Source organism: Paenibacillus sp. J22P51 (assembly GCF_059692215.1).
Genome location: NZ_JCAUAZ010000010.1, coordinates 38654 through 59695, shown reverse-complemented (window position 1 = coordinate 59695; position 21042 = coordinate 38654). Strand labels below are relative to the sequence as shown.

Annotated in this window: 18 protein-coding genes; 11 read left to right on the top strand and 7 right to left on the bottom strand. The window is 45.7% G+C overall.

What is annotated here, in order from left to right; genetic code table 11:
- Positions 1–2: 2 nt before the first annotated feature.
- The 3 genes from AC58QC_RS20535 to AC58QC_RS20525 all read left to right on the top strand — a co-directional run bounded on the left by AC58QC_RS20535 (position 3) and on the right by AC58QC_RS20525 (position 2002).
- Positions 3–329, top strand: a complete 327-nt coding sequence (locus AC58QC_RS20535) for an ArsR/SmtB family transcription factor (protein WP_497417069.1) — start codon at positions 3–5, stop codon at positions 327–329.
- A 48-nt stretch (positions 330–377) separates the two neighbouring features.
- On the top strand, positions 378–992 hold the full coding sequence (locus tag AC58QC_RS20530; RefSeq protein ID WP_497416937.1) for a hypothetical protein: 615 nt from the start codon (positions 378–380) through the stop codon (positions 990–992).
- Between the two features lie 152 nt (positions 993–1144).
- Positions 1145–2002, top strand: coding sequence for a glycosyltransferase (locus AC58QC_RS20525; RefSeq protein WP_497416936.1), 858 nt, complete (start codon positions 1145–1147; stop codon positions 2000–2002).
- A gap of 93 nt (positions 2003–2095) precedes the next feature.
- Here the strand turns inward: AC58QC_RS20525 and AC58QC_RS20520 are convergent, their stop codons facing one another.
- Positions 2096–4087 carry a glycosyltransferase gene (locus AC58QC_RS20520; RefSeq protein ID WP_497416935.1) on the bottom strand — a complete coding sequence of 664 codons (1992 nt, stop codon included), beginning with the start codon at positions 4085–4087 and terminating at the stop codon, positions 2096–2098.
- 357 nt (positions 4088–4444) lie between these two features.
- Between AC58QC_RS20520 and AC58QC_RS20515 the strand changes: the two genes are divergently transcribed.
- The 4 genes from AC58QC_RS20515 to AC58QC_RS20500 are packed head-to-tail and all read left to right on the top strand — an operon-like array spanning position 4445 to position 7314.
- Positions 4445–5476, top strand: a complete 1032-nt coding sequence (locus AC58QC_RS20515; RefSeq protein ID WP_497416934.1) for a GHMP family kinase ATP-binding protein — start codon at positions 4445–4447, stop codon at positions 5474–5476.
- Positions 5473–6057, top strand: coding sequence for a D-sedoheptulose-7-phosphate isomerase (locus AC58QC_RS20510; protein WP_497416933.1), 585 nt, complete (start codon positions 5473–5475; stop codon positions 6055–6057). The genes AC58QC_RS20515 and AC58QC_RS20510 overlap by 4 nt, the downstream gene beginning before the upstream one ends.
- Positions 6058–6061: 4 nt before the next feature.
- Entirely contained in the window at positions 6062–6766 is a 705-nt protein-coding gene (locus AC58QC_RS20505) for a nucleotidyltransferase family protein (RefSeq protein ID WP_497416932.1), read from the top strand.
- Complete coding sequence (locus tag AC58QC_RS20500) at positions 6763–7314, top strand: D-glycero-alpha-D-manno-heptose-1,7-bisphosphate 7-phosphatase (protein ID WP_497416931.1); 552 nt, start codon at positions 6763–6765, stop codon at positions 7312–7314. The genes AC58QC_RS20505 and AC58QC_RS20500 overlap by 4 nt, the downstream gene beginning before the upstream one ends.
- Before the next feature lie 86 nt (positions 7315–7400).
- Here the strand turns inward: AC58QC_RS20500 and AC58QC_RS20495 are convergent, their stop codons facing one another.
- The 6 genes from AC58QC_RS20495 to AC58QC_RS20470 all read right to left on the bottom strand — a co-directional run bounded on the left by AC58QC_RS20495 (position 7401) and on the right by AC58QC_RS20470 (position 16655).
- Complete coding sequence (locus tag AC58QC_RS20495) at positions 7401–9026, bottom strand: response regulator transcription factor (RefSeq protein WP_497416930.1); 1626 nt, start codon at positions 9024–9026, stop codon at positions 7401–7403.
- Positions 9027–9029: 3 nt separating this feature from the next.
- Positions 9030–10820: a cache domain-containing sensor histidine kinase gene (locus AC58QC_RS20490; protein WP_497416929.1), complete on the bottom strand. Its 1791-nt coding sequence runs from the start codon at positions 10818–10820 to the stop codon at positions 9030–9032.
- A gap of 108 nt (positions 10821–10928) precedes the next feature.
- Positions 10929–12278 carry an ABC transporter substrate-binding protein gene (locus AC58QC_RS20485; RefSeq protein WP_497416928.1) on the bottom strand — a complete coding sequence of 450 codons (1350 nt, stop codon included), beginning with the start codon at positions 12276–12278 and terminating at the stop codon, positions 10929–10931.
- Between the two features lie 147 nt (positions 12279–12425).
- Entirely contained in the window at positions 12426–13253 is an 828-nt protein-coding gene (locus tag AC58QC_RS20480; protein WP_497416927.1) for a carbohydrate ABC transporter permease, read from the bottom strand.
- A 20-nt stretch (positions 13254–13273) separates the two neighbouring features.
- Positions 13274–14218: a carbohydrate ABC transporter permease gene (locus tag AC58QC_RS20475; RefSeq protein WP_497416926.1), complete on the bottom strand. Its 945-nt coding sequence runs from the start codon at positions 14216–14218 to the stop codon at positions 13274–13276.
- Positions 14219–15209: 991 nt separating this feature from the next.
- Entirely contained in the window at positions 15210–16655 is a 1446-nt protein-coding gene (locus tag AC58QC_RS20470) for a DEAD/DEAH box helicase (protein WP_497416925.1), read from the bottom strand.
- A gap of 171 nt (positions 16656–16826) precedes the next feature.
- On the opposite strand from AC58QC_RS20470, the gene AC58QC_RS20465 reads away from it, so the two are divergent.
- The 4 genes from AC58QC_RS20465 to AC58QC_RS20450 are packed head-to-tail and all read left to right on the top strand — an operon-like array spanning position 16827 to position 20998.
- Positions 16827–18413, top strand: coding sequence for a spore germination protein (locus AC58QC_RS20465; RefSeq protein ID WP_497416924.1), 1587 nt, complete (start codon positions 16827–16829; stop codon positions 18411–18413).
- A 37-nt stretch (positions 18414–18450) separates the two neighbouring features.
- On the top strand, positions 18451–19635 hold the full coding sequence (locus AC58QC_RS20460; RefSeq protein WP_497416923.1) for a Ger(x)C family spore germination protein: 1185 nt from the start codon (positions 18451–18453) through the stop codon (positions 19633–19635).
- A 6-nt stretch (positions 19636–19641) separates the two neighbouring features.
- A complete protein-coding gene (locus AC58QC_RS20455; protein ID WP_497416922.1) occupies positions 19642–19875 on the top strand; it encodes a hypothetical protein in 234 nt (77 codons plus the stop codon).
- Positions 19876–19897: 22 nt separating this feature from the next.
- Positions 19898–20998, top strand: a complete 1101-nt coding sequence (locus AC58QC_RS20450; protein ID WP_497416921.1) for a GerAB/ArcD/ProY family transporter — start codon at positions 19898–19900, stop codon at positions 20996–20998.
- Positions 20999–21042 lie beyond the last annotated feature (44 nt).

Sequence of the window (21042 nt, the reverse complement as noted above, 5' to 3'; positions counted from 1 at the left end):
TCCTGAAGATACTATATCACCCGGACAAAAAAGATATGCATCTCTCGTCCGTCCTCTATGCGTTAAGCGATCCCGTCCGGTTATCCATCGTCTCGGAAATCCGCAAATTAGGAGAATGCACCTGTGGTGGCATAGAGGTTGCCATCGTGAAGTCGACCTTGTCCCACCATGTGCGTACGATGCGTGAAGCCGGCGTTGTAAACGTCCGCGTGCATGGGACTCAACGCTTCTTGTCATTACGAAAGGATGATTTAGAAGAAAGATTCCCAGGTCTGCTCAATGCGATCCTAAATGCTTACGAAAGCTCCAACGAACATATCCCTGAATAAGCCGCAACAATTACCTGACAGAGAAAATCAAAGATAGCGAGGGAGAAATTGAAGAAGCTATTCGTAATAGGCGCTATTTTTGTAACGGGGATTGCCCTGTTCTGTTTGTTAACCGGTTATCGCTTAACCCCAACCAGCACACTGCCAGGCAATGTTCAAATCGTCATGTCCGACAAAACGGTATATGGAAAAGCAGTGCTATTTGAAGATGCGCTTACTCATACATTTGGTGTTGCTAAAGTAGAGAAATCTTTGGGGGTCTTCTATCGATATGGTGGAGGTTCGATTGGTAATTTCATTGAAGAAGGCAAACCCTTTCTAGCAACGGGAATATCGACGGGGTCAAGATCCGTGGACAGTTTTCTCGTAGGGGTGAGAACCGCACCAGAATCAGCGATTAGCTATATCGTGCTGGGGAATCACTTACAAGGATTAACCCCATCGGTTCCATACAAATTGACTTTGGATGATGTGAAAGCAAACCGTGATCATTATCACATCGCTACGGTTAGCAAGAATTATGCTTTATTCGTAATAGATGCATACACAGAGGATAATTGGACGATCCGAGCCTTTGACAGGAAAGGCAACTTAATCGCCGATAAGTTATTTGGAGCGGAGATCCGTTATATGGAACATAGGGAGAATGACGTGCAAAATTAATTTCTAACTACATTTGGCAAAAACTCAAATGTAGTTATTCGTCCATTCGTAGGCAGAGACGGCTGAATATACTAAGTTGGATTACAGGAATGGCCATGTAAAACAATTTGTGATTCTAAATCGTTTCAACCATACCACGAAGGAGGTCCTCTATGAAAAAAGTTCTCCGGCAGGTAGCTAGAAAGTCCGCAAAAGCATACCGAAAACAAAAGCTTCGTAAGAGAAGCCGCAGGAAAATTGGGCTTAACATGAAACGAACGCGGAGAACAGTCAAATTCCGCAAGCGTCCGCTGCGGAATTATAAAAAACGTATGCGAAGAAGCAAACGTAAAACTTTACGTTCTACTCCTCCGGCTAAGCAGCCGCAACCTCCTTTCATAGACGCACGGTTAGCTTATGAACCGGTGGCTGTTCCGCACGCTCCGCTATTGGAGCCGAAGCCCAAGCTTTCGGTCATTGTGCCGATCTTGAATGAGGAACAGTTTCTCCCACTGTTTCTAGGAAGTGTCGCTTCCTATGCGGATGAAATTCTGATCGTGGACGGAGGTAGCACCGACGCCAGTGTAGACATCATCAATGAGTGGAAAAACCGCGCGAATATTCGGCTGTTCCATAATAAGCAGTCCGGCTTACCCTACTCCGAAGATTGGAACGAGTCTGTCGCAAGGAATTTCCTGGTCGATCAAGCTGTAGGAGATTGGATTCTGGCAATTGATGCGAATGAGATCATGGATGAAAGCTTCCGTGATGCCTTGCCCCGACTTATGGCCCAGAAAGAAGCGGATGCTATCTCATTTCCGTGGGTACAATTCTGGATGAATCCCCAAACAAAACAAATAAGTGCACCGAACGACGAACACGGGTCTGTCAATAAATGGCTCATGTGGCGCAATCATATTGGTATACGGTACGACGATGCCAAAAATCACTGCAAATTGCAGCTGTTCGGACGTTACATGTGGGAAATTCCCAATATGGTTGAGCCGATTTCAGCCTTCCATTACCATTAGGCTTTCGGTTCCCGAGTTAAATCGAACGATAAAAAGTGACTGAAAGTCGAAACTTTCAGTCACTTTTTATCATTTCCCTACTTTTATCCTGCGCTATAAAGCTGACTTTATACTCTCCAAGGCTCTTGATCTGGAGAAGTAAGTTTCCACATACTGCTTACTTTGTTCGGCCTTGTGTGCTAATAGACTGTTATTGTGATATAACCGGATGATTTCTTCTGCAAATACCTGTGGGGTGTTCATAGGTTCAATCATGTGCATAATATTCTGCAGCCCTTCGATTCCCGTACTGGTCGTAACTAACGGCATCTGATGGCGCATGGCTTCCACCGTTTTACCTTTCACGCCTGCGCCGTAGCGAAGAGGAATGACGGCAATTTTAGTGTTTCCATACAGCTGTTTAAGCTCCTCGTCTGGTATAAATCCTGTGACAGTAACCCGATCCGATTGTAATCCTACTACATCGGGCGGTGGATTGGAACCGGCGATGAACATGTGTATATGAGGAATGGATTGTTGCACAATAGGCAGGATATCGCGACAAAACCACAAAATACCGTCGGTGTTAGGGCTATGGTTGAAGCCGCCAACAAAGAGCAGACCATTGCGTTCATTCCATTGCTTTGTTGTCGGTATCGTATGGTCAAAGTAGTAGGCCGGAAGCAATACTGTATTTTTATTTGGAAAATTCCCTTCGATAATTCGTTTTTCTGAGTCGCTGCAGGTCAGAACGGTATCCGCTTTGCTGAACATGTCGAACTCGAGCCTTTTGCAGAACTCGGATGCATGAAGCAGTTCGCGGTTGTTCTCCAATCCGAATCGCTTCAGCTCACGGACATAATGCAAGTCATGGCCATAATACAGAATTTTCGCGCGGGTATAGGCTTTGATTAGATCGATATACTGATATGAAATGTTAGGCCGGTTCAGCAGGACATAATCAATATAATTCCTGTGCTTGACTATCCAATGCTCATAATACCTGCGGTCCTGCGGTCCATAAAGGATCTCGATGCCTAGCTGTTCGAGTTCAGAGCCATAGGGTTCCAGTTTGGTGAAGTTGTCCGGTATGAACTTTACATTAAGGCCCATATCAACAAATAGTTTCAAATACATAAACGTCGTTCGGCTGCCCGCATCTTTGTCGAAACTTGGAACGCCGTAGTCAATGACCAGAATGGTTTTTTTATTCCTTGAGCGTTCCCTTGCCCAAAAGAGGTGCTCACCGTAAGCAAGTTGATCCCGCTGCAGTACTCCCGCCCATTTCTCTGTGAATTTCTGCTGGTTGATCACCTGATATTTCTTTATTCCTGAGTTAAGGTCTGTACCGTGGGATACTCCCTCGTAGTGCACGACAACGGATTTGGGTTGGTAGATAACCTTGTACCCGTGTTGTCTTGCTTTGAATGCAATGTCCACATCCTCAGAGTAAGCAGGTGCGAAATGCTCATCAAAACCGCCTATTCCATTCCATAGGTCTTTACGAATCATGATCGATGCCCCTGAGATGTAATCCACTTCCTTGACATAGTTGTATTCATGTTTGTCTGGACTATCTAATCGACCGAAATTCCTTGCATACCCGTTATTAAAGACAATACCGCCGGCCTCCTGAAGCCTTCCGTCCGGATATATCAACTTAGAGCCTATGATTCCGATGGTTGGATCTTTCTCGGGTAAAGACAGCAGATGCGCCAACCAACCGGGAGTCACTATGGTATCGTTATTTAAAAATAATACATACTTTCCTTTGGAAATCGCTGCCCCATGATTGCAGTTATGAAGAAATCCCCTCTTCACCTTATTGCGGATGACAGTGACTTGTTTGACGAAATGTCCGATACGGGCTGTTAGGTCGTTTGAATTATCGTCCATCACAATGATCTCGTAAGGAATTCCATGTGTGTTCTGAACGATGGACACCAAGCATGGGTAAGTAAAACTCCATTTGTTGTAAACTGGAATAATAATACTGACCAGTGGGTGAGGTGAGCTCGGTACCACCAGCTTTTTCACGAGTCGTAAGCCTTTACGGATCCGGCGACGTTTCAAGCGCCGGATCCTGTTGCGTTTATAAAGCTTCATAACTGACCGTTTTCTCCGATTCTTCCATCGGGCACGTACAGATTTTCCACGTTTGAGCAATAGGCGCCGGCCTGCTTTGTATTTACGAAGGTTACGCACGCGTATAGACCCCACCATCTTTCTCTTCTTTCTCCTAGCCTTTAGCTTCACCGAAACCCCTCCTGGGCGCAATTCATTATCACATAGCTATACTATTCCCTCTGTAAATGGTCTGAATGGGACAAACGTTTATTTTCAAAAAGCGAGGAGATGGAAAATATTCAACGCTGCACCATCCGTCCATACAAGTTGTCCTATTCGAACATATGCTGAATTGGTTCAATGTATTTTGGACAACAAAATGAACGGAGGAAGCAGATGATCATTAGGTCTAAAGCCCCTTTAAGATTGGGGTTAGCCGGAGGAGGAACGGATGTGTCGCCGTACTGCGACTTATTCGGAGGATGCGTACTCAATGCGACAATTGACTTGTACGCCTATTGTACGATTGAGGTCATCGATGACGGTAACCTTACTTTTATCGCTGCAGATCTCAATGAAGAGTTCCATCATGCAGCTCTCCCGGAGCTGGGGTTGGATGGCTGCCTAAGCTTGCATAAAGGCGTATATAACCGGATTGTCAGACAGTTTATGAAAGGCAAGCCGCTCTCATTTCGGATGACCACTTATTCTGACGCTCCCGCAGGATCCGGTCTCGGATCATCATCCACAATGGTGGTCGCCATGCTGAAAGCTTTCGTGGAGTGGCTTAATCTGCCGCTTGGGGAATATGAAATTGCTCAACTTGCTTATGAAATCGAGCGTATCGAAGTTGGATTTAACGGAGGAAGGCAGGATCAATATGCGGCCACCTTCGGTGGATTTAACTTTATTGAGTTTTACGAGAACAATCGGGTTATTGTGAACCCGCTTCGGGTAAAAAATTGGATTATCAGTGAATTGGAGAACTCCATGATTTTATATTACACGGGAGCATCAAGGGAATCTGCCAAGATCATTGACGAACAAGTACGCAATACACAGAATAAAAAACAGTCAACCCTGAAAGCCACCCATGCATTGAAAGCGGAGGCTTACGCCATAAAGGAATGTATCTTAAAGGGAGAAATCACAAAGTTTGCCGAGCACTTGGGGAAATCATGGAATGCCAAAAAAAAGATGGCATCCTCTATAACGAACGATCGGATTGACTTCATATACGATACGGCGATGAATGCCGGTGCATTAGCAGGCAAGGTATCTGGAGCTGGAGGAGGCGGATTTATGATGTTCATCGTGGATCCCGTCAAACGCATACAGGTGGTTCATCGATTGAACGAATTAGGAGGCAAAGTGTATCAAGTCCATTTTACAAAGAACGGTACGCAAGGATGGAGGGTATCACGATGAGGGAGTATATTAGCAGTGAAATCTTACGGTCGATGGAGATTAAACGGACGATTGCTAAGGATAGAGCTTTACTTAGTTTAATAGAGCAGGCAGCTCGTACAATGATCGAGGTTTACCGAAAGGGTAATAAAATCATGATCGGCGGCAATGGCGGAAGTGCGGCAGATGCTCAGCATATTGCCGGCGAATTCGTCAGCCGTTTTTATTTCGAACGGCCCGGACTGCCGTGCATCGCACTTACGACAGATACCTCCATTCTTACTGCAATCGGAAACGACTACGGATATGAGCAGTTGTTTGCACGGCAAATTCAAGCTAACGGCCAAACAGGAGACATATTTATTGGCATTTCCACATCCGGCAACTCCCCCAATGTTATGAGAGGCTTAGAAATATGCCGTACCATGGGGATCACGACAATTGGTTTAACCGGTGAAACGGGGGGTAATATGGCTGCCCTATGCGATATCTGCATTCGTATACCCTCCCAGGAAACCCCGAGAATTCAAGAAGCGCATATTGTGATTGGTCATATTTTATGTGCAATTGTAGAAGAAACCATATTTGGTAAAGGATTTTAACCCTATGGAAGCAGTCATTCTAGCTGGCGGACTTGGGACTCGTTTGCGGGGGGTTATATGGGATGTACCGAAACCGATGGCTCCCGTAGGGGGCAAACCATTTCTTCGTTACATTCTTGAACGATTGGAGATGCAAGGGGTTCGCAGGGTGGTACTTGCGGTAGGATACAAGCATGAAACCATAAGCTCCTATTTCGGCCATCGATTCGGAGAAATAACGATCGCCTATTCGGTGGAAGAAGAACCACTAGGAACCGGAGGGGCTCTAAAGAAGGCGATGGATCGAATTTCCAGCGATCAGGTGCTTTTAGTAAATGGGGACACATTGTTTCAAGTCAATATCCCGCAGTTAGTTCAGTATCATCAAGAGCACGCTGCGGACTTGACGCTTTCGCTTAAACCGATGAGACAGTTTGACCGATATGGTGCCGTTATCGTAAGTTCGGACTGGCGAGTGTTGAGCTTTCAGGAGAAACGGATGTGCGAATCCGGCTTGATTAATGGTGGTGTATACGTAGCTCGTACCGATTTGTGGGATCCCTTCGAGCTGTCTGCCAAGTTTTCGTTTGAGCAATTTCTAGAAAATCCCGGCGTACAGAAACTTAACATATATGGCTTCCCGAGTGAAGGTTATTTTATTGATATGGGTATTCCGGAAGACTATGAGCGTGCGAAATCCGAGCTTGGCACCGGAGGTGGAGACGGATGAGACCAAAGGCACTTTTGCTCGACAGAGATGGTGTAATTAATCTTGATAAATCGTATGTTTACAAATTGGATGATTTTGAGTTTAACGAGGGTATATTCGAGAACCTTTTACGTTTTCAACAAGCGGGTTTTTTGCTCATCATTGTGACCAACCAAGCGGGTATTGGGCGGGGATATTACACGGAGAACGACTTTTGGGCGTTAACGGCATGGATGGTCGGGCAATTCGAAGATCACGGAATCCGGATAGCCAAGGTATATTTTTGTCCCTATCACCCGGTACATGGCCTCGGTGAATATAAACAAGACGCCTTTTGCCGAAAGCCGAATCCGGGTATGATTTTACAAGCAATACGGGAGTTCCAGCTGGAACCAGCCTCATCGGTGATCATAGGTGATAAAGAGAGTGACATCGAAGCAGGTTTGCGGGCTGGAATTGGAACTACGATCTTGATCCGCAACAGTGATGCAAGATCTAAAACAGCGGCTACGTTTACTATAAAGCATGTAGGAGAAGCGGCGGAGCGCTTTTTTGAAACATGTAAATAAGATATCACATATATGTAGGTCATCTCGGCAGCAAAAGGCACAGAAAACTGCATGGTTGCAGGGTTCTGTGCCGTTGTGTTTCCCACCTACGAACTTCCCTTCGTCTGCCCCCGATACACATTCGGCACGAATCCGGTATGCGCCTTAAACAGCTTGCCGAAGTAGTTCTTATTCTCGTAGCCGAGCATGTCGGAGATTTGTTCCACGCTTTTATCGGTGATCTCCAGAAGCTCCTTCGCTTTCTCCATCTTCATCCGCGTCACGTACTCGATAAAGTTCTCGCCGGTTTCCCGCTTGAACAAGCGGCTCAAGTAGCTCGGATGCAGGTGCAGATGTGCCGCGGCATCCTCGAGTGATATTTTCGTATCGAGATGGTTGTACACGAACCGCTGGCACTCCAAGATTTCACGATTATGCGACTCTCTGTACACTTGCCCAGCCCATTGGATCGCCTGCTGCAGATAATCCTTGAGCCATAGCTCCACTTCACGGATGGAAGACAGTTCATGCACATCATGGTGCAGCAGCTCTGAGGAAAACGTCGATTGATAATGCTGTAGGGACTTGAGACGCATTCGCACGTCGAGGATCATTTTGAGCAGCCAATCCTTGACCTCCAAGGGACGGAACCGATTGTATTGAATGAAATCGACCCATTTCGAGACGAACGACTCAATCACTTCCCCGCGCTCATCGAAAACCACACTACGGAACTCATCCAGTGCCTGCGCGTACTGCGCCAGCAGCTCCCCGCCATCTCCGAAGCCATCCCGCATATGCTCAAGCTTGCTGATCGAGGACTCTGGCATATAGAATCGTATCGCCTTGGCTTCCACCATGCGAATCAACTGATCCTTCAATGCCCGAACATCCTTCACAGGCGTCCCGGTGATGAACGAAAATGAAATTTTCGCATACTTCTGCAGACACGTCTGCAGCTGTCGCAGCGTCTGTTCCATCTTCTGACTATTGTTCACATGCAGCTCAGAGAAATGTGGAAATAACAGCACAATTTCTCCTGTATCGTAGGTGAATAAGGTCACTTCCTTCTGATCGATCAGCAGCTCTTCGACGATATTCTGAATCGTGTACTCGAATAAATCCTTCGATTGAAACCGACTATTCGCTTCTTTCACCCGATTGGCATAGCCGAAAACAGGCAGAACCGCATGCTTCGTGAGCTGGATCCCGAAGTCCTCTGCTTTGGCACTCCACTCCGCAGCATCGAATAATGGCTCATTCACCGTGCTGCGGATAAATTGGCGTTTCGACGCTCCGCGCTGCTGAGAAACCTCTTTCTCCAGCTTGCGGCTCTTCGACTGCTGCCGATCCTCCGCATCCAACTGTTCCTTCAGCCTGATCAGTACCTCGGTAATATTGCTGACATTCATCGTTTCCTTCAAAATATATTCACTCACCGAAAGCTTAACCGCCGCCTGTGCGTAATGGAATTCGTCGTGGCAGGAGAGAATCACAGCCTTCACGTTCGGATCCTCCTCGCGGAGGGACTTGATCAGCTCCAGTCCGTTGATCTCAGGCATCCCGATATCGCTGATCAGCACATCCGTTTTCGATTGCTGGCCTGCCTTCAAGGCTTCCAACGGATTGGCATAAACGCCAGTCAATTGATAGCCAAGCTCTTCCCATTTGATCGTCGTTTTCAGAAATTCAAGAACGGGGATATCATCATCTACAATCATGACAGTGTACAAGGGTCACACCTCCTTCTCGGGTTGCTGCGGAAAGCGTAGAATGATCTGGGTTCCGTGTCCCAGTGTGCTTTCAATATCGTAATCGAATCGATGCCCATAGATCATGCGAAGTCGTTCAAACACATTATGCAAACCAATGCCAGATAAGGAAGGGCTGCTTCCTTCTTCCTCTATATAGGCCATTGAAGCGGCCCCCAGATGATCGCGCAGTTCAGCAAGGCGTTCCAGTGTCATGCCTACACCAGAATCCTTAATCTCCACTTGCAGCCTGCCATCCTCGGAAATTCGGGAGGCGATCGTTATTTCACCTGCTTTACTTTTAAGCCCATGAATATACGCATTCTCAATGAGCGGCTGTAGAAGGAAGCGTGGAATTTGGATCAGAAGAGTGTCAGACGCCACAGATACCCGCAGGACAACCCGATCACCGTGCCGCGAATTTAAAAGTCGTACATAGTGTTCGTTGATCCCAATCTCTTCATGTAGTGAAATGTACGCGTTGTTGCGGTTGATGGTCATTCGTAGAAGTGCAGATAAGGAGCTGATGAGCTCCGCGTTCTCCTCGTCGCCTTTCATCATGATTTTCAACCGAATCGAATTCAGAACGTTAAACAGAAAATGCGGATTAATTTGCGCCTGCAGCATCGCCAGCTCCGCTTTGCGTTTCAACTCTTGTTCTCGCTTGTTCTCGAAGAGCGTCAGCTCGATGCGATCAATCATCCGGTCAAACACATAACCAAGCCGTCCTACTTCATCCCCGCCATGAATATTGGAGCGTTCACTCAACTGACCGGATTCGATACGAACGACGGTTTGAACAAGCTTTGCGATTGGCTTCGTAAGGGTTCCTACCACATATAGAAGCACAACCGCGAACAAAACCAGAAACAGCAGCTGAATCCCAAAATCCGTCTTTCGGAACGACTCGATCTGCTGCGCTGCCGCCTTATATGGCGTCATGTTCACAAGCTTCCATTCGGTCGTCACTTGACTGCTTAGTAAGATATAATCTTCCCCATCTACCTTTACAAAAGACGAACCGTCCTCAGCTGGCAGTTGGTCATAATAGGGAAATAATTCCCCTATCGTGCTGGAGTCTCTGTCGACTAAAATACGTCCCTGACCATCAATGATCACCATGGATTCATTGTCTTCGTATTGATTAAACAACTGCTGTAACACACTCATCTCTAGACCGACAACAACATAGCCCTTCGTCAATCCATTCGTTTTGAGCGGCTTCGCAGCAGATAATAAATAGGGCTGACTAGACTCATTGCTGTAATTCCGTTCTGCGCCAATCCACTTCACATTATAGCCAGTCACCTGATCCACTTCAGGAAACCAACTCTTATCCAGAAACGTTCTCGGGTCAAAATTAAAGGTGGAATAGGAAGCGACATATTGCCCGTTGGGCAATAGCACGGTTACATACAAATTGCCTAATGATTTGATAACCGTCGTGAGCCTTTTGGAAATGGTTTGCTTATCTGCAACAATGTCACCTATCGTCGACTTCTCATCCCGATGGCTTAAATTCAGAATAGGCTCCTGCAGATCCTCATCGAATTGAATGAAGTTCATGATATATAACATATTCTTCATTTGCCCCGAAACAATCTGATTAACAATCCGCATGGATTCTCGCGAACTGTTCGCCACTTGTGAGCGCACAGCATCTCTTGTAAACAAATTGGATACATTCATCGAAACAATGGATGGTATAACCAGACAAATCAGAATCGTTAGGACTAATTTGTTACGCAGCGATAATGCGCGAAGCCAGTTTAGCACGAAGATGTCCTGCCTTTCCCGTTGAAAATGGGAAAAAGAGGGGCCACTTTGGCCTCCTCTTGCTTCCTTAAACTATTATAACAGTAAAGCAGATTTCATCGTTACCGATTACTTCGCATTGCTCTTTCTGATGTCTTCAATTTTACCTTTTGCTGTTGAGATCGTTTTCTCCAGATCTTGCTTGCCTGTCAAGAACAATTCAACTTGCGTCAAGTATTCTTTCTCTTGTTGCAATGCGTACGTTGGAGGAACAACCAATTTAGTAGCTTTGTTTACTTTCAACGTAGATAGCAAGGACGTTTTATCGATTTTAGCAACAACATCTGGCTTGCCGCTTGCTAGGATCGCGTCTACGTTTTTATTAATATCCGCTTTCTTCCAACCGGAGAAGAACAGACCTTGCGTTTGAATACCTTCCGTTGTGTACCATTTCACGAAGTCATAAGCTGCTTGTTTGTTTTTGGAGTTTGCAGCTACACCCATGAAGTCAGCGCCAACTTCAGTTAAACCGTTCGCATCTTTTGCATCATATTTCGGATATGGCGCAAATACGGTGTTGAACTTCGCATTTTGTGAAAGCTCGCCAACCATCCAGTTACCCGTTGCTAGCATAGCTGTTTTACCTGCGTAGAACACGTCACGGTAAGCCATCTTTTGGGAAACAACTTCGAAGTAAGGAACAGACGTTTTATCCACGTTTTCCATTTGGTTACGTAGGTTCAAGGAGAAGCGAACCTGCGGGTTATCAATGTTTTCTGTACCATCAGATTTAACTAGGTACGGGTTATCCATATTGTTGTTCAAACCTAGAAGAGCGTAGTCTTTCCAGTTGTGGAAGTACGAACCGTATTGTTTCGCTGCGCCTTCACCGGAAGTTAATTTTTTCGCATATTCTGCATAGTCATTCCAAGTCCATTCTGTCGGAACTGGAAGTTTCGCAGCATCTAATTTGTCTTTGTTCAAAAGAACGAACCATTCAATCATTTTACCAGGCAATGCATAGTATTTGCCGTTAACAACCGGATCAAGTTTGTACTCGTCTTTAACAACGATGTTATCTTTTTTCAGGTAAGCATCTAGAGGCTCAAGAATCCCTGCACCTACACGTTGTGCAAAATCAGATGCGCTGGAGTACATAACAACGTCCATTTGCTCGCCGGAAGCAGCTAGTAGATCAAGCTTTTTCATACCTTCTTGGGAATCGCCCTTCTCGGACATGCTCTCATAAACGACTTTTACGTTCGGATGAGTTGCATTGTAGGCTTCAACTGTTTTGTTCCAGTTACCTTGAGCTTCTGTATACCATGCTTGTACTTTAATTGTTACAGGTGCTTTCGTTGATGAAGTTGCTGCACCACCAGCCGTTTCAGCCGGTTTATCTTCACTTTTACTGCCACAGCCTGCAAGTGCCGTACTGATTGCTAGAACACCGCTTAATACGAGTAAACTCTTTTTCATATGAACCCCTCCAAGAAGATATTTGTATAATGCTTCGATACCTGAAAACCTTTACATGACGAATCGTAACAAACTTGGTATGAGCACACGAGGCAATATTTTAACCTCATGCACTCTTATTTTGACATCTTGCTTTTTAACCGAAGATTAACCTTTAACGCCACCCATGGAAATACCCTCGATAACTTGCTTCTGACCAATGATGAAAATGATGAGCAAAGGTAAGATCGCAGATACGGACGCTGCCATGATGAGTGAGTAGAATTCACCGTTCAGATCGGCAAAAGAGTGAATCCCAAGTGGAAGCGTGAATAATGATTTCGATCTTAAGAAAATCAATGGGTTCTGATAGTCATTCCAGGTCCAGATAAATCGCAGAATCGCATAAGTTGCAATCCCTGGACGAACAAGCGGTGTACAAATGGACCAGAAGATACGAGCGTGACCTGCGCCATCGATCCTTGCAGATTCCATGTACTCATCATGAATACCTAGGTAGAACTGACGCAGCATGAAGGTACCAAGTACGCTGAAGGAACCGAGAAGGATAAGTCCAATATGCGTGTCGTACAAGCCCATCGACCGAAGCAGCAAGAATTGAGGTACGAGAATCGCCTGACTTGGAATCATATACATAATGAGAACGAGAATGAAGAGAAAGTTCGAGCCGCGGAACTTAATTTTTGAAAATGCGTACGCAGCCATCGATGAAAACAGAACGGACAAGACCGTTGTGATGACAGACACCTTGATCGAATTCCAGTAATACAAGGGGAATTTGGTGGTCCATACGGTTTTATAATTTTCAATCAGACTGAAATGCTTAGGAATCCACTGAATTGGGAAAATGAAAACATCAGCTTCGGGCTTCATGGAAGCCGATATCATCCAAAGAAACGGAGTCATGAACAGGATGCCGAAGAGGGCCATCACGATCGTTAAAATGATTTTTTTCAAACTTTTATTCTTATCCATGTGTTAACCTCCATTCCTGTTTAATAGTTGACCCACTTACGTTGGCCGAACCATTGAATTAGCGTAATCAAGAGCACGAGAACTAGAAGCACAATCGCCATCGCAGAAGCATAACCGGATTGCAGGTTAATAAAGGCCGTTTCGTATAAGCGATATACCACAACACTTGTGGAGTTCGCAGGACCACCGTTGGTCAATACGGAAATGACATCGAATACTTTGAACGTTCCGATAATACCGGACACGAGTAAGAAGAACGTTGTTGGTGACAATAAAGGCACAGTAATACTGTAAAATTGCTTCCATTTCGATGCGCCATCAATATCGGCTGCTTCATAAAGGTCTTTCGGGATGGATTGAAGTCCTGCCATGAAAATAATCATGTTGTACCCGATGTTAATCCAAACCATCAGTCCCATTACACAATACAAAGCGTAATCGGGATCAGCCAGCCATTTGGGCGGATTGGCGATTCCCCAATCGATTAATGTCTGGTTAATCGGTCCGTAAGTTGGGTGAAACAGAACTTGGAAGACAATCGCTACTGCAACAACACTTGAGATGTAAGGAATAAAGTAAACAACTTTGAAAAAACCTTTGAAATACAATTGTTTATCAATGATAACCGCTAATACTAGCGAAATAATGAGCGTTAACGGAACAACGACCAACAGAATCATGTTGTTCTTCAGTGAAAGTAGAAACACACTATCGTGAACAAGCTTGGTAAAGTTGTCCAACCCTAGGAATTTCACCTTCGAAAACCCGGCAACAAAGTTCCAATCCGTGAAGCTTAAGAAGAATGAAGCGATAATCGGGAATAAGGTAAAAACGAATAAGCCGATTAACATGGGACTAACAAAGGCATATCCGGCCAAATTCTCTCGAATACTCTGCTTGGACCATTTCGATTTTACCTTTGTTGCTGGAATGCTGCTCGCTTGTGATTGTATATGGTTAGCCATGAAATTCACCCCATGTCGTGTTTTCTATAGTCTACCTTGTGAGCGTTTGACGGGTAAGTCACAGAATTGACCCTTTCGGGTAATATTTTAACCTTCGGCATGGATTGCTATGAGGAAAAGGAGATGTGGCGGCCGATCTGGGGCGGCCTTGCCTCCCATTTCGGGAAGTTCGGCGTGGGCTCGGGCTCGCCAAGAACAACAAATACCTAACTCCAGCCGGTTTACGCGCTGTAAGCGGGCCTTAATGACGAGCCCGAGCGTCAGGAGCACTGCTTTAACTCCCAAAAGGGGCGTTAAAGCTCACGATCCGGCTCGTCGCTGCGGAAGCGTTGCGTAATAAGGCCCATTCGGGCCTTAATGACGAGCCCGAGCGTCGGAATCACTGCTTTAACTCCCATAAGGGGCGTTAAAGTTCACGATCCGGCTCGTTGCTGCGGAAGCGTTGCGCATTAAGGCCCTATTCGGGCCTTAATGACGAGCCCGAGCGTCGGAATCACTGCTTTAACTCCCAAAAGGGCGTTAAAGCTCACGATCCGGCTCGTTGTTGCAGAAACGTCGCGCTTTAGGGTCCCATTCGGGCCTTAATGACGAGCCCGAGCGTCAGGATCACTGCTTTAACTCCCAAAAGGGGCGTTAAAGCTCACGATCCGGCTCGTTGTTTCAGAAGCGTTGCACATTAAGGCCCTATTCGGGCCTTAATGACGAGCCCGAGCGTCGGAATCACTGCTTGCTTTAACGAGGTTTACAAGCTGTAAGCGTGAAAAACATCGCTACAGCGTCATGTAACTCGTTTTCTCCCGCTGTAACGTTGAAAAACAACGTTACAGACCTACAGATCAGCATTTGAGTTAGTTTTACGCGCTGTAAGCGTGAAAAACACCCTTACAGCTCCTTACCACTCGCTCGCTCCCGCTGTAACGTTGAAAAACACCGTTACGGACTTCACACCAAAAAACCAGAACGCCTTTATGGCATTCTGGTTCCCATCTGACTACTTATTCGCTTCATGTACCTTCAACAGTTTACCCTTGATGGTCGTGTTCTTCATGATCTTGAGCACCATCGGCCCTTTTCCATTCAAAATGTCGACATACGACACATTATCCTGAATTGTGATGATGCCGATGTCCTCGGCAGTGACGCCTTCAATCTTGGCGAGGGTGCCGACAAAGTCGACTGCGCGAATCTTTTTCTTTTTGCCACCGTTAAAATAGAGCTTCATGATGCCCTTATTCAATTGGTCGCTGCGATCCCGCTTGATGACAGGCGTCGCCTGCATCTTCTGATCAAAGGCAGCTTGCTTCGCGGCAACCTCCTCCGAGTCGGGCGCATCCTTCCTCGGGATCTCGAAGCCTAGATAGCCTTCAATGTCCGCCAGGAACTTGTCCTCATGCGGCGTGACGAACGTAATCGCCTTGCCTGTCTTGCCAGCACGCCCTGTCCGACCGATCCGGTGAACGTAGCTCTCTTTCTCCATCGGGAGATCGTAGTTGATGACATGTGTGATGTCCTCCACATCAATCCCGCGAGCCGCGACATCCGTGGCCACGAGAAATCTGAACTCGCCGCGCTTGAACGCATTCATGACGAGAAAACGATCATCCTGAACCATCCCGCCGTGAATCTTATCACACGGAAAGTCTAACTGATCCAGCAGAGTATAGAGTTTGTCCACATGCTCTTGTGTCCGGCAGAAGATGATGCAATTATCTGGATTCTCCATCACGAGCACATTCTGAAGCAATGGCCACTTCTCGTTCTCCCGAACAGTGATGAGGGAGTGCTCGATTTGAACCTTCGCAGCTTCCGGCGTTTCGATCTCGATATCGATTGGCTTCCGCAAGTACTGATGGCACAGCTGCTCGACATCCTTAGGCAATGTTGCCGAGAACAACATCGTCATCCGATCCGTCGGCAGCTCATCAATGATCGCCCCCACCTGCTCAATGAATCCCATCCGCAGCATTTCGTCCGCCTCATCAATGACTAGATACTTCAGACGCTCGACATCCAGCGTCCCTTTTTGAATGTGATCCAACACACGTCCTGGTGTACCAACGACCACATGGCATTTCTGGTGCAGCTCTATCTTCTGCTTGGCGAAAGGCTGCTTGCCGTACAAGGCTACGGCCTTAATCCGCTTAAAGCGCCCGATATTGGTCATATCCTGCTTCACTTGATCGGCAAGCTCTCGTGTTGGTGTTAGGATCAGTGCCTGCGGCCTATTCTCTTCCCATTCCACCAACTCGCAGATTGGTATGCCGAATGCCGCCGTTTTCCCGCTCCCCGTGCGGGATTTAACGGTCAGGTCCCGCTCCTGCAGCGCGATCGGAATCACTTTGTGCTGAACATCCGTTGGCTGTGTATAACCCAGCGTAGTTAAAGCACGAGTGATATCCTCGCTTAATTGATAATCATTAAAACTTCTTGTCGTCACGATTTGACTCCCCTTCTTGTTGCTGTGGCTCTATTCTACTACATCTGGAGGTGGAAAAGAAAAAATCGGCTTCGCTGATTTTACCTTCGACACACGATTCCCTCAAACTCATGAGTGAAAAAACTCAACATTGGGCAATATTAACAAAAACATGTCAGGGTGGTCTGCTCCATGAAGAACTCCATCTTTACCTTCATGCAAAAATTACTGAAACAAAAGCACCAACCGGATGCAGCAACGAACAGCGAAGTAATTAGGATTCACTCCATGCTTGATAAGCTTGAAGAGAGCTTGCTCACGATAAGTGAAGGTTTGGGACATAGCACGGATCTTGTAATTCGAAGAATGATGATTCCATCCCACCCACCTTGCAAGGCTGCCATTATCTACATCAATGGACTTGCGAATGTCAGAGATATCTTGGATTCTCTTCTGGGTGATTACAAGTCAGGAGATATCGTTCTTCCTCTGCTAGACGACATACTCCCCTTACCACTAATCAAAGAGTACCTATTAAAAATAGGTGAAATCACGAGTACATCCGACTTCAAAACGCTCTATCATATGATTTTATCAGGTGATACTGTCATTTTAGTTGATGGGTTCAGCGAAGGAATCTGCGCAAGTACACGGGACTGGAAAGATCGTGGAGTCACCGAGCCTTCTTCACAGACCGTTGTTAGAGGGCCTCGAGAGGGATTCTCCGAAACCTTGCGCACTAATACCGCTTTAGTTCGAAGGAAAATTAAAGATCCTCATTTATGGATGGAAACAACACAGATTGGCCGTGTAACCCAGACCGACGTGGCCATCATGTACATCAAAGGACTCGTGGATGACACGATTATCGAGGAAGTGCGTACCCGCTTAGCACGAATAGATATCGATGGGATCCTGGAGAGCGGCTACATCGAAGAGTTAATCCAAGACGATGCTTACTCCCCTTTCCCGACTGTATTTCATACAGAGCGACCTGATGTGGTTGCAGCAGCTCTACTCGAGGGGAGAGTCGCCATTCTTGTGGATGGAACACCATTTGTCCTCCTTGTACCTGCTGTATTTACACACTTTTTCCAAGCAGCAGAGGATTATTACCAACGGGCAGATATTAGCTCCTTGCTCCGCACTCTCCGGTATTTCGCCCTATTGATTGCTTTACTGGCTCCTGCCGCCTATATTGCGGTGACAACCTTCCACCAAGAGATGATTCCGACAACGCTTCTCATAAACGTCGCCGCCCATCGAGAGGGGATCCCTTTTCCTGCGTTTGTAGAAGCACTACTCATGGAGGTTACGTTCGAAATATTACGCGAAGCAGGGATAAGAATGCCTCGAGCGATAGGACAGGCAATTTCCATTGTAGGTGCACTTGTCATTGGACAAGCAGCCGTCGAAGCTGGGTTAGTGGGTCCTGCGATGGTGATTATTGTCTCCATTACAGCTATCTCGACCTTCGTTATCCCTTCCTTCAACTTGGGGATTTCCATTCGTATGATCCGTTTCGTACTGATGCTACTAGCAGCTGCTTTAGGCTTATATGGGATACTGATTGGCATCATTGCTCTGGTCCTGCACTTGTGCAGCTTGCGTTCTTTTGGCATTCCCTACCTGGCTCCATTCGCTCCCTATAATTTGGAGGATCAGAAGGATAATGTTATTCGCCTCCCGCAATGGGCCTTATTAAAGCGTCCTCAGTTTATTAGTCCAAACAATAGGCAGAAACAAACATACAATCCCCCACAGAATCCAGAATCCTAAGCGAGTACAACCAAATCGGGGAAGGTGATCTATACGCATGTTTAAACGAGCGATACTACTTATCCTCATCCTGATGATCGTAACGGGGTGTTGGAATCGAAAGGAACTTGATCAGATTTCCATAGCGACAGCTATTGGCATTGATAAAAAAGGGGATCATTATAGTGTTTCCACCCAACTACTTAACTCCGAAGAAATCGCGTCAAATAAAGGCGCCGGGCAACGAATGCCTGTTGTGACACTTCAGCTCAGCAGCGGGAATACGATATTCGAGTCATTTCGTAAGCTGACAATGAGCTCACCGCGCAAAATCCTTTCTTCCCATCTACGTATACTTGTCCTAGGAGAAGAATTGGCTGGAGAAGGTATCTCCAAAGTGCTGGATCTCTTATCAAGAGATCATGAGCTGCGCTCGGACTTCAATATTTTACTAGCTAGAAATGCTACAGCCAATGAAATCTTACAAGTGTTGACACCGCTCGAGAAAATTCCAGCTAATAAGCTCTATTCTTCTCTCATCTCTTCCGAGAAAAATTGGGGAGTTACCACAAATGTTGACTTGCATCAACTTATTTTCGATTTAGTGGATCCAGGCAAAGATCCCGTCCTTTCTAGTATTCATATCAAAGGAAACCCGCAATTAGCAAAGTCTCGCGAAAACTTAAACTCTGTTCTTCCACCGGCATCGTTGGAGTATCAAAGCCTTGGTGTCATACATAAAGATCAGTTTGTCGGATGGTTAACGGACAGAGAAAGCAAAGGCTACAACTATGCCTTAGGTAACCTTCGAAGCACAATTGTTGCTCTCCCGTGTCAAGGCGGCAAAATGTCCATAGAATTGATAAACACGAAATCCAAAATCAAAGCAAAGTTTATGGATGAACATCCAGAGGCTTTCGTAAGTGTCCAGGTCGAGGCGAATATCGGAGAAGTAACCTGTAAATTAAACTTAAACTCTACCTATACAATACAAGCCTTCGAAGAACTGTTAAATGAAGAAATTAAACGGACGATCCTTGACTCGGTTGCCAAAGCGAAGTCTTATAAATCAGATATTTTCGGATTCGGAAACGCCCTCCATCGTGCCAATTATAAGCAATGGAATCTCATCAAAGATAACTGGGATCAAGCCTTTGTGGATCTACCCGTACAAGTGAGTGTACATAGCAGAATCCGTCGCACGGGCTCGATTGTTGAATCCTTTCTTAATCAAATGGAGTGATAACGCATGATATGGAGTCTGATTATTTTGCTTGTTTCACTGTGGGCTTTGAAGGTTGAAATCCCTCGTTTTAGAAAAAATAAACAGCATAAAGAGCTCTGGATCTTCCTTGTATCCATCAGCGCCTCTGCCCTATTCAGCATGGCAGTGAATTTACAATTGCCCGTACTCAATCCATTAGATGTTATCGCCTACATATTTAGACCCATGGGCAAAATGATCACAACTTTATTAACGTAGTTGTCAATCAAAGGAGTCAGCGATGTTCGAAAATGAGAAAATTAGTCTGCGTCAATTTAAAATATTAGTATTGCTTTTTAGCTTGGGAAGTACGATCTTAATCGTGCCGTCAGTACTTACGGCTTATGCCCATCAGGATGGGTGGATGTCCGCCATTCTAGGTATTGTGATCGGCTGTGGCGTGATGTGCCTGTACATGGCCCTAGCTAATCGATATCCGAATCATTCCATAATAGCGTATAGTAAGTTCATTCTTGGCAAATGGCTTGGTACTTGTGTAGGGCTCATCTTCTATGTATATTTCATCATGGTAGCCTCACTCGTTCTTCGTAATGTCGGTGACTTTGTTACAACCATCATCATGCCGGAGACACCGATTCAAGTTATTCACTTTGTATTCCTACTGATTATTATGTTAGGAGCAGGGTTGGGCTTAGAGGTGTTTGCACGCGCTGGAGAAGTGTTCCTTCCATGGGTACTGCTGTTTATTGGTGTGCTTATTGGCTTTCTGATTCCACAAATTAGAATTGAGCACTTGCCGCCTTTATTTGAAGCAGGCTCCAAAGCCATTATTCATGGAAGCTTGTCCGTTCTATCTATTCCCTATTTGGAAATGATCGTCTTTCTTGTTATCTATCCAGCCATTCACACCAAATTGAAGATTAGCAAAGGGTTCGTCCAAGCAGGAATTATGGGTGGACTTATCATACTTATCATAACTACTTTATGCATCGCCGTGCTTGGTTGGGACTTCACATCACGTCATACGTTTCCCAGTTACACATTAGCTAAAAAAATACATGTTGGGGGATTCGTCCAGCGGATCGAAGTATTGGTTGCCGTCATCTGGTTTGTAACCATCTATTTCAAGCTCATCATATGCTTCTACAGCTCACTAGTTGGACTGTCGCAGATTCTAAACTTGCGTACCTATCGCCCTTTCATTGTGCCGAGTGCACTTATGATGTTTGGGCTCGCATTTCTCGTCTACCCTAACATTGTCTATTTCCGAGATTTCGCTTCAAACATATGGCCTCCGTTTGCCCTTACCATCGGGTTGTTCTTGCCTGTAGGTTTGTTAATCATTTCTTTTTGTAGACCTATGACGAGGTTAAACAAATAAATGGATGGAATCATGGTCGCTTCTTTTTGCAACATGACAGAAAT

Bases quoted from the DNA above. Each gene is read 5' to 3' on its own strand.
- AC58QC_RS20515 (WP_497416934.1), top strand. From the start codon at position 4,445: ATGATCATTAGGTCTAAAGCCCCTTTAAGATTGGGGTTAGCCGGAGGA.
- AC58QC_RS20520 (WP_497416935.1), bottom strand. From the start codon at position 4,087: ATGAAGCTTTATAAACGCAACAGGATCCGGCGCTTGAAACGTCGCCGG.
- AC58QC_RS20455 (WP_497416922.1), top strand. From the start codon at position 19,642: ATGATATGGAGTCTGATTATTTTGCTTGTTTCACTGTGGGCTTTGAAG.
- AC58QC_RS20510 (WP_497416933.1), top strand. From the start codon at position 5,473: ATGAGGGAGTATATTAGCAGTGAAATCTTACGGTCGATGGAGATTAAA.
- AC58QC_RS20465 (WP_497416924.1), top strand. From the start codon at position 16,827: ATGAAGAACTCCATCTTTACCTTCATGCAAAAATTACTGAAACAAAAG.
- AC58QC_RS20475 (WP_497416926.1), bottom strand. From the start codon at position 14,218: ATGGCTAACCATATACAATCACAAGCGAGCAGCATTCCAGCAACAAAG.
- AC58QC_RS20485 (WP_497416928.1), bottom strand. From the start codon at position 12,278: ATGAAAAAGAGTTTACTCGTATTAAGCGGTGTTCTAGCAATCAGTACG.
- AC58QC_RS20450 (WP_497416921.1), top strand. From the start codon at position 19,898: ATGTTCGAAAATGAGAAAATTAGTCTGCGTCAATTTAAAATATTAGTA.
- AC58QC_RS20480 (WP_497416927.1), bottom strand. From the start codon at position 13,253: ATGGATAAGAATAAAAGTTTGAAAAAAATCATTTTAACGATCGTGATG.
- AC58QC_RS20505 (WP_497416932.1), top strand. From the start codon at position 6,062: ATGGAAGCAGTCATTCTAGCTGGCGGACTTGGGACTCGTTTGCGGGGG.
- AC58QC_RS20525 (WP_497416936.1), top strand. From the start codon at position 1,145: ATGAAAAAAGTTCTCCGGCAGGTAGCTAGAAAGTCCGCAAAAGCATAC.
- AC58QC_RS20500 (WP_497416931.1), top strand. From the start codon at position 6,763: ATGAGACCAAAGGCACTTTTGCTCGACAGAGATGGTGTAATTAATCTT.
- AC58QC_RS20460 (WP_497416923.1), top strand. From the start codon at position 18,451: ATGTTTAAACGAGCGATACTACTTATCCTCATCCTGATGATCGTAACG.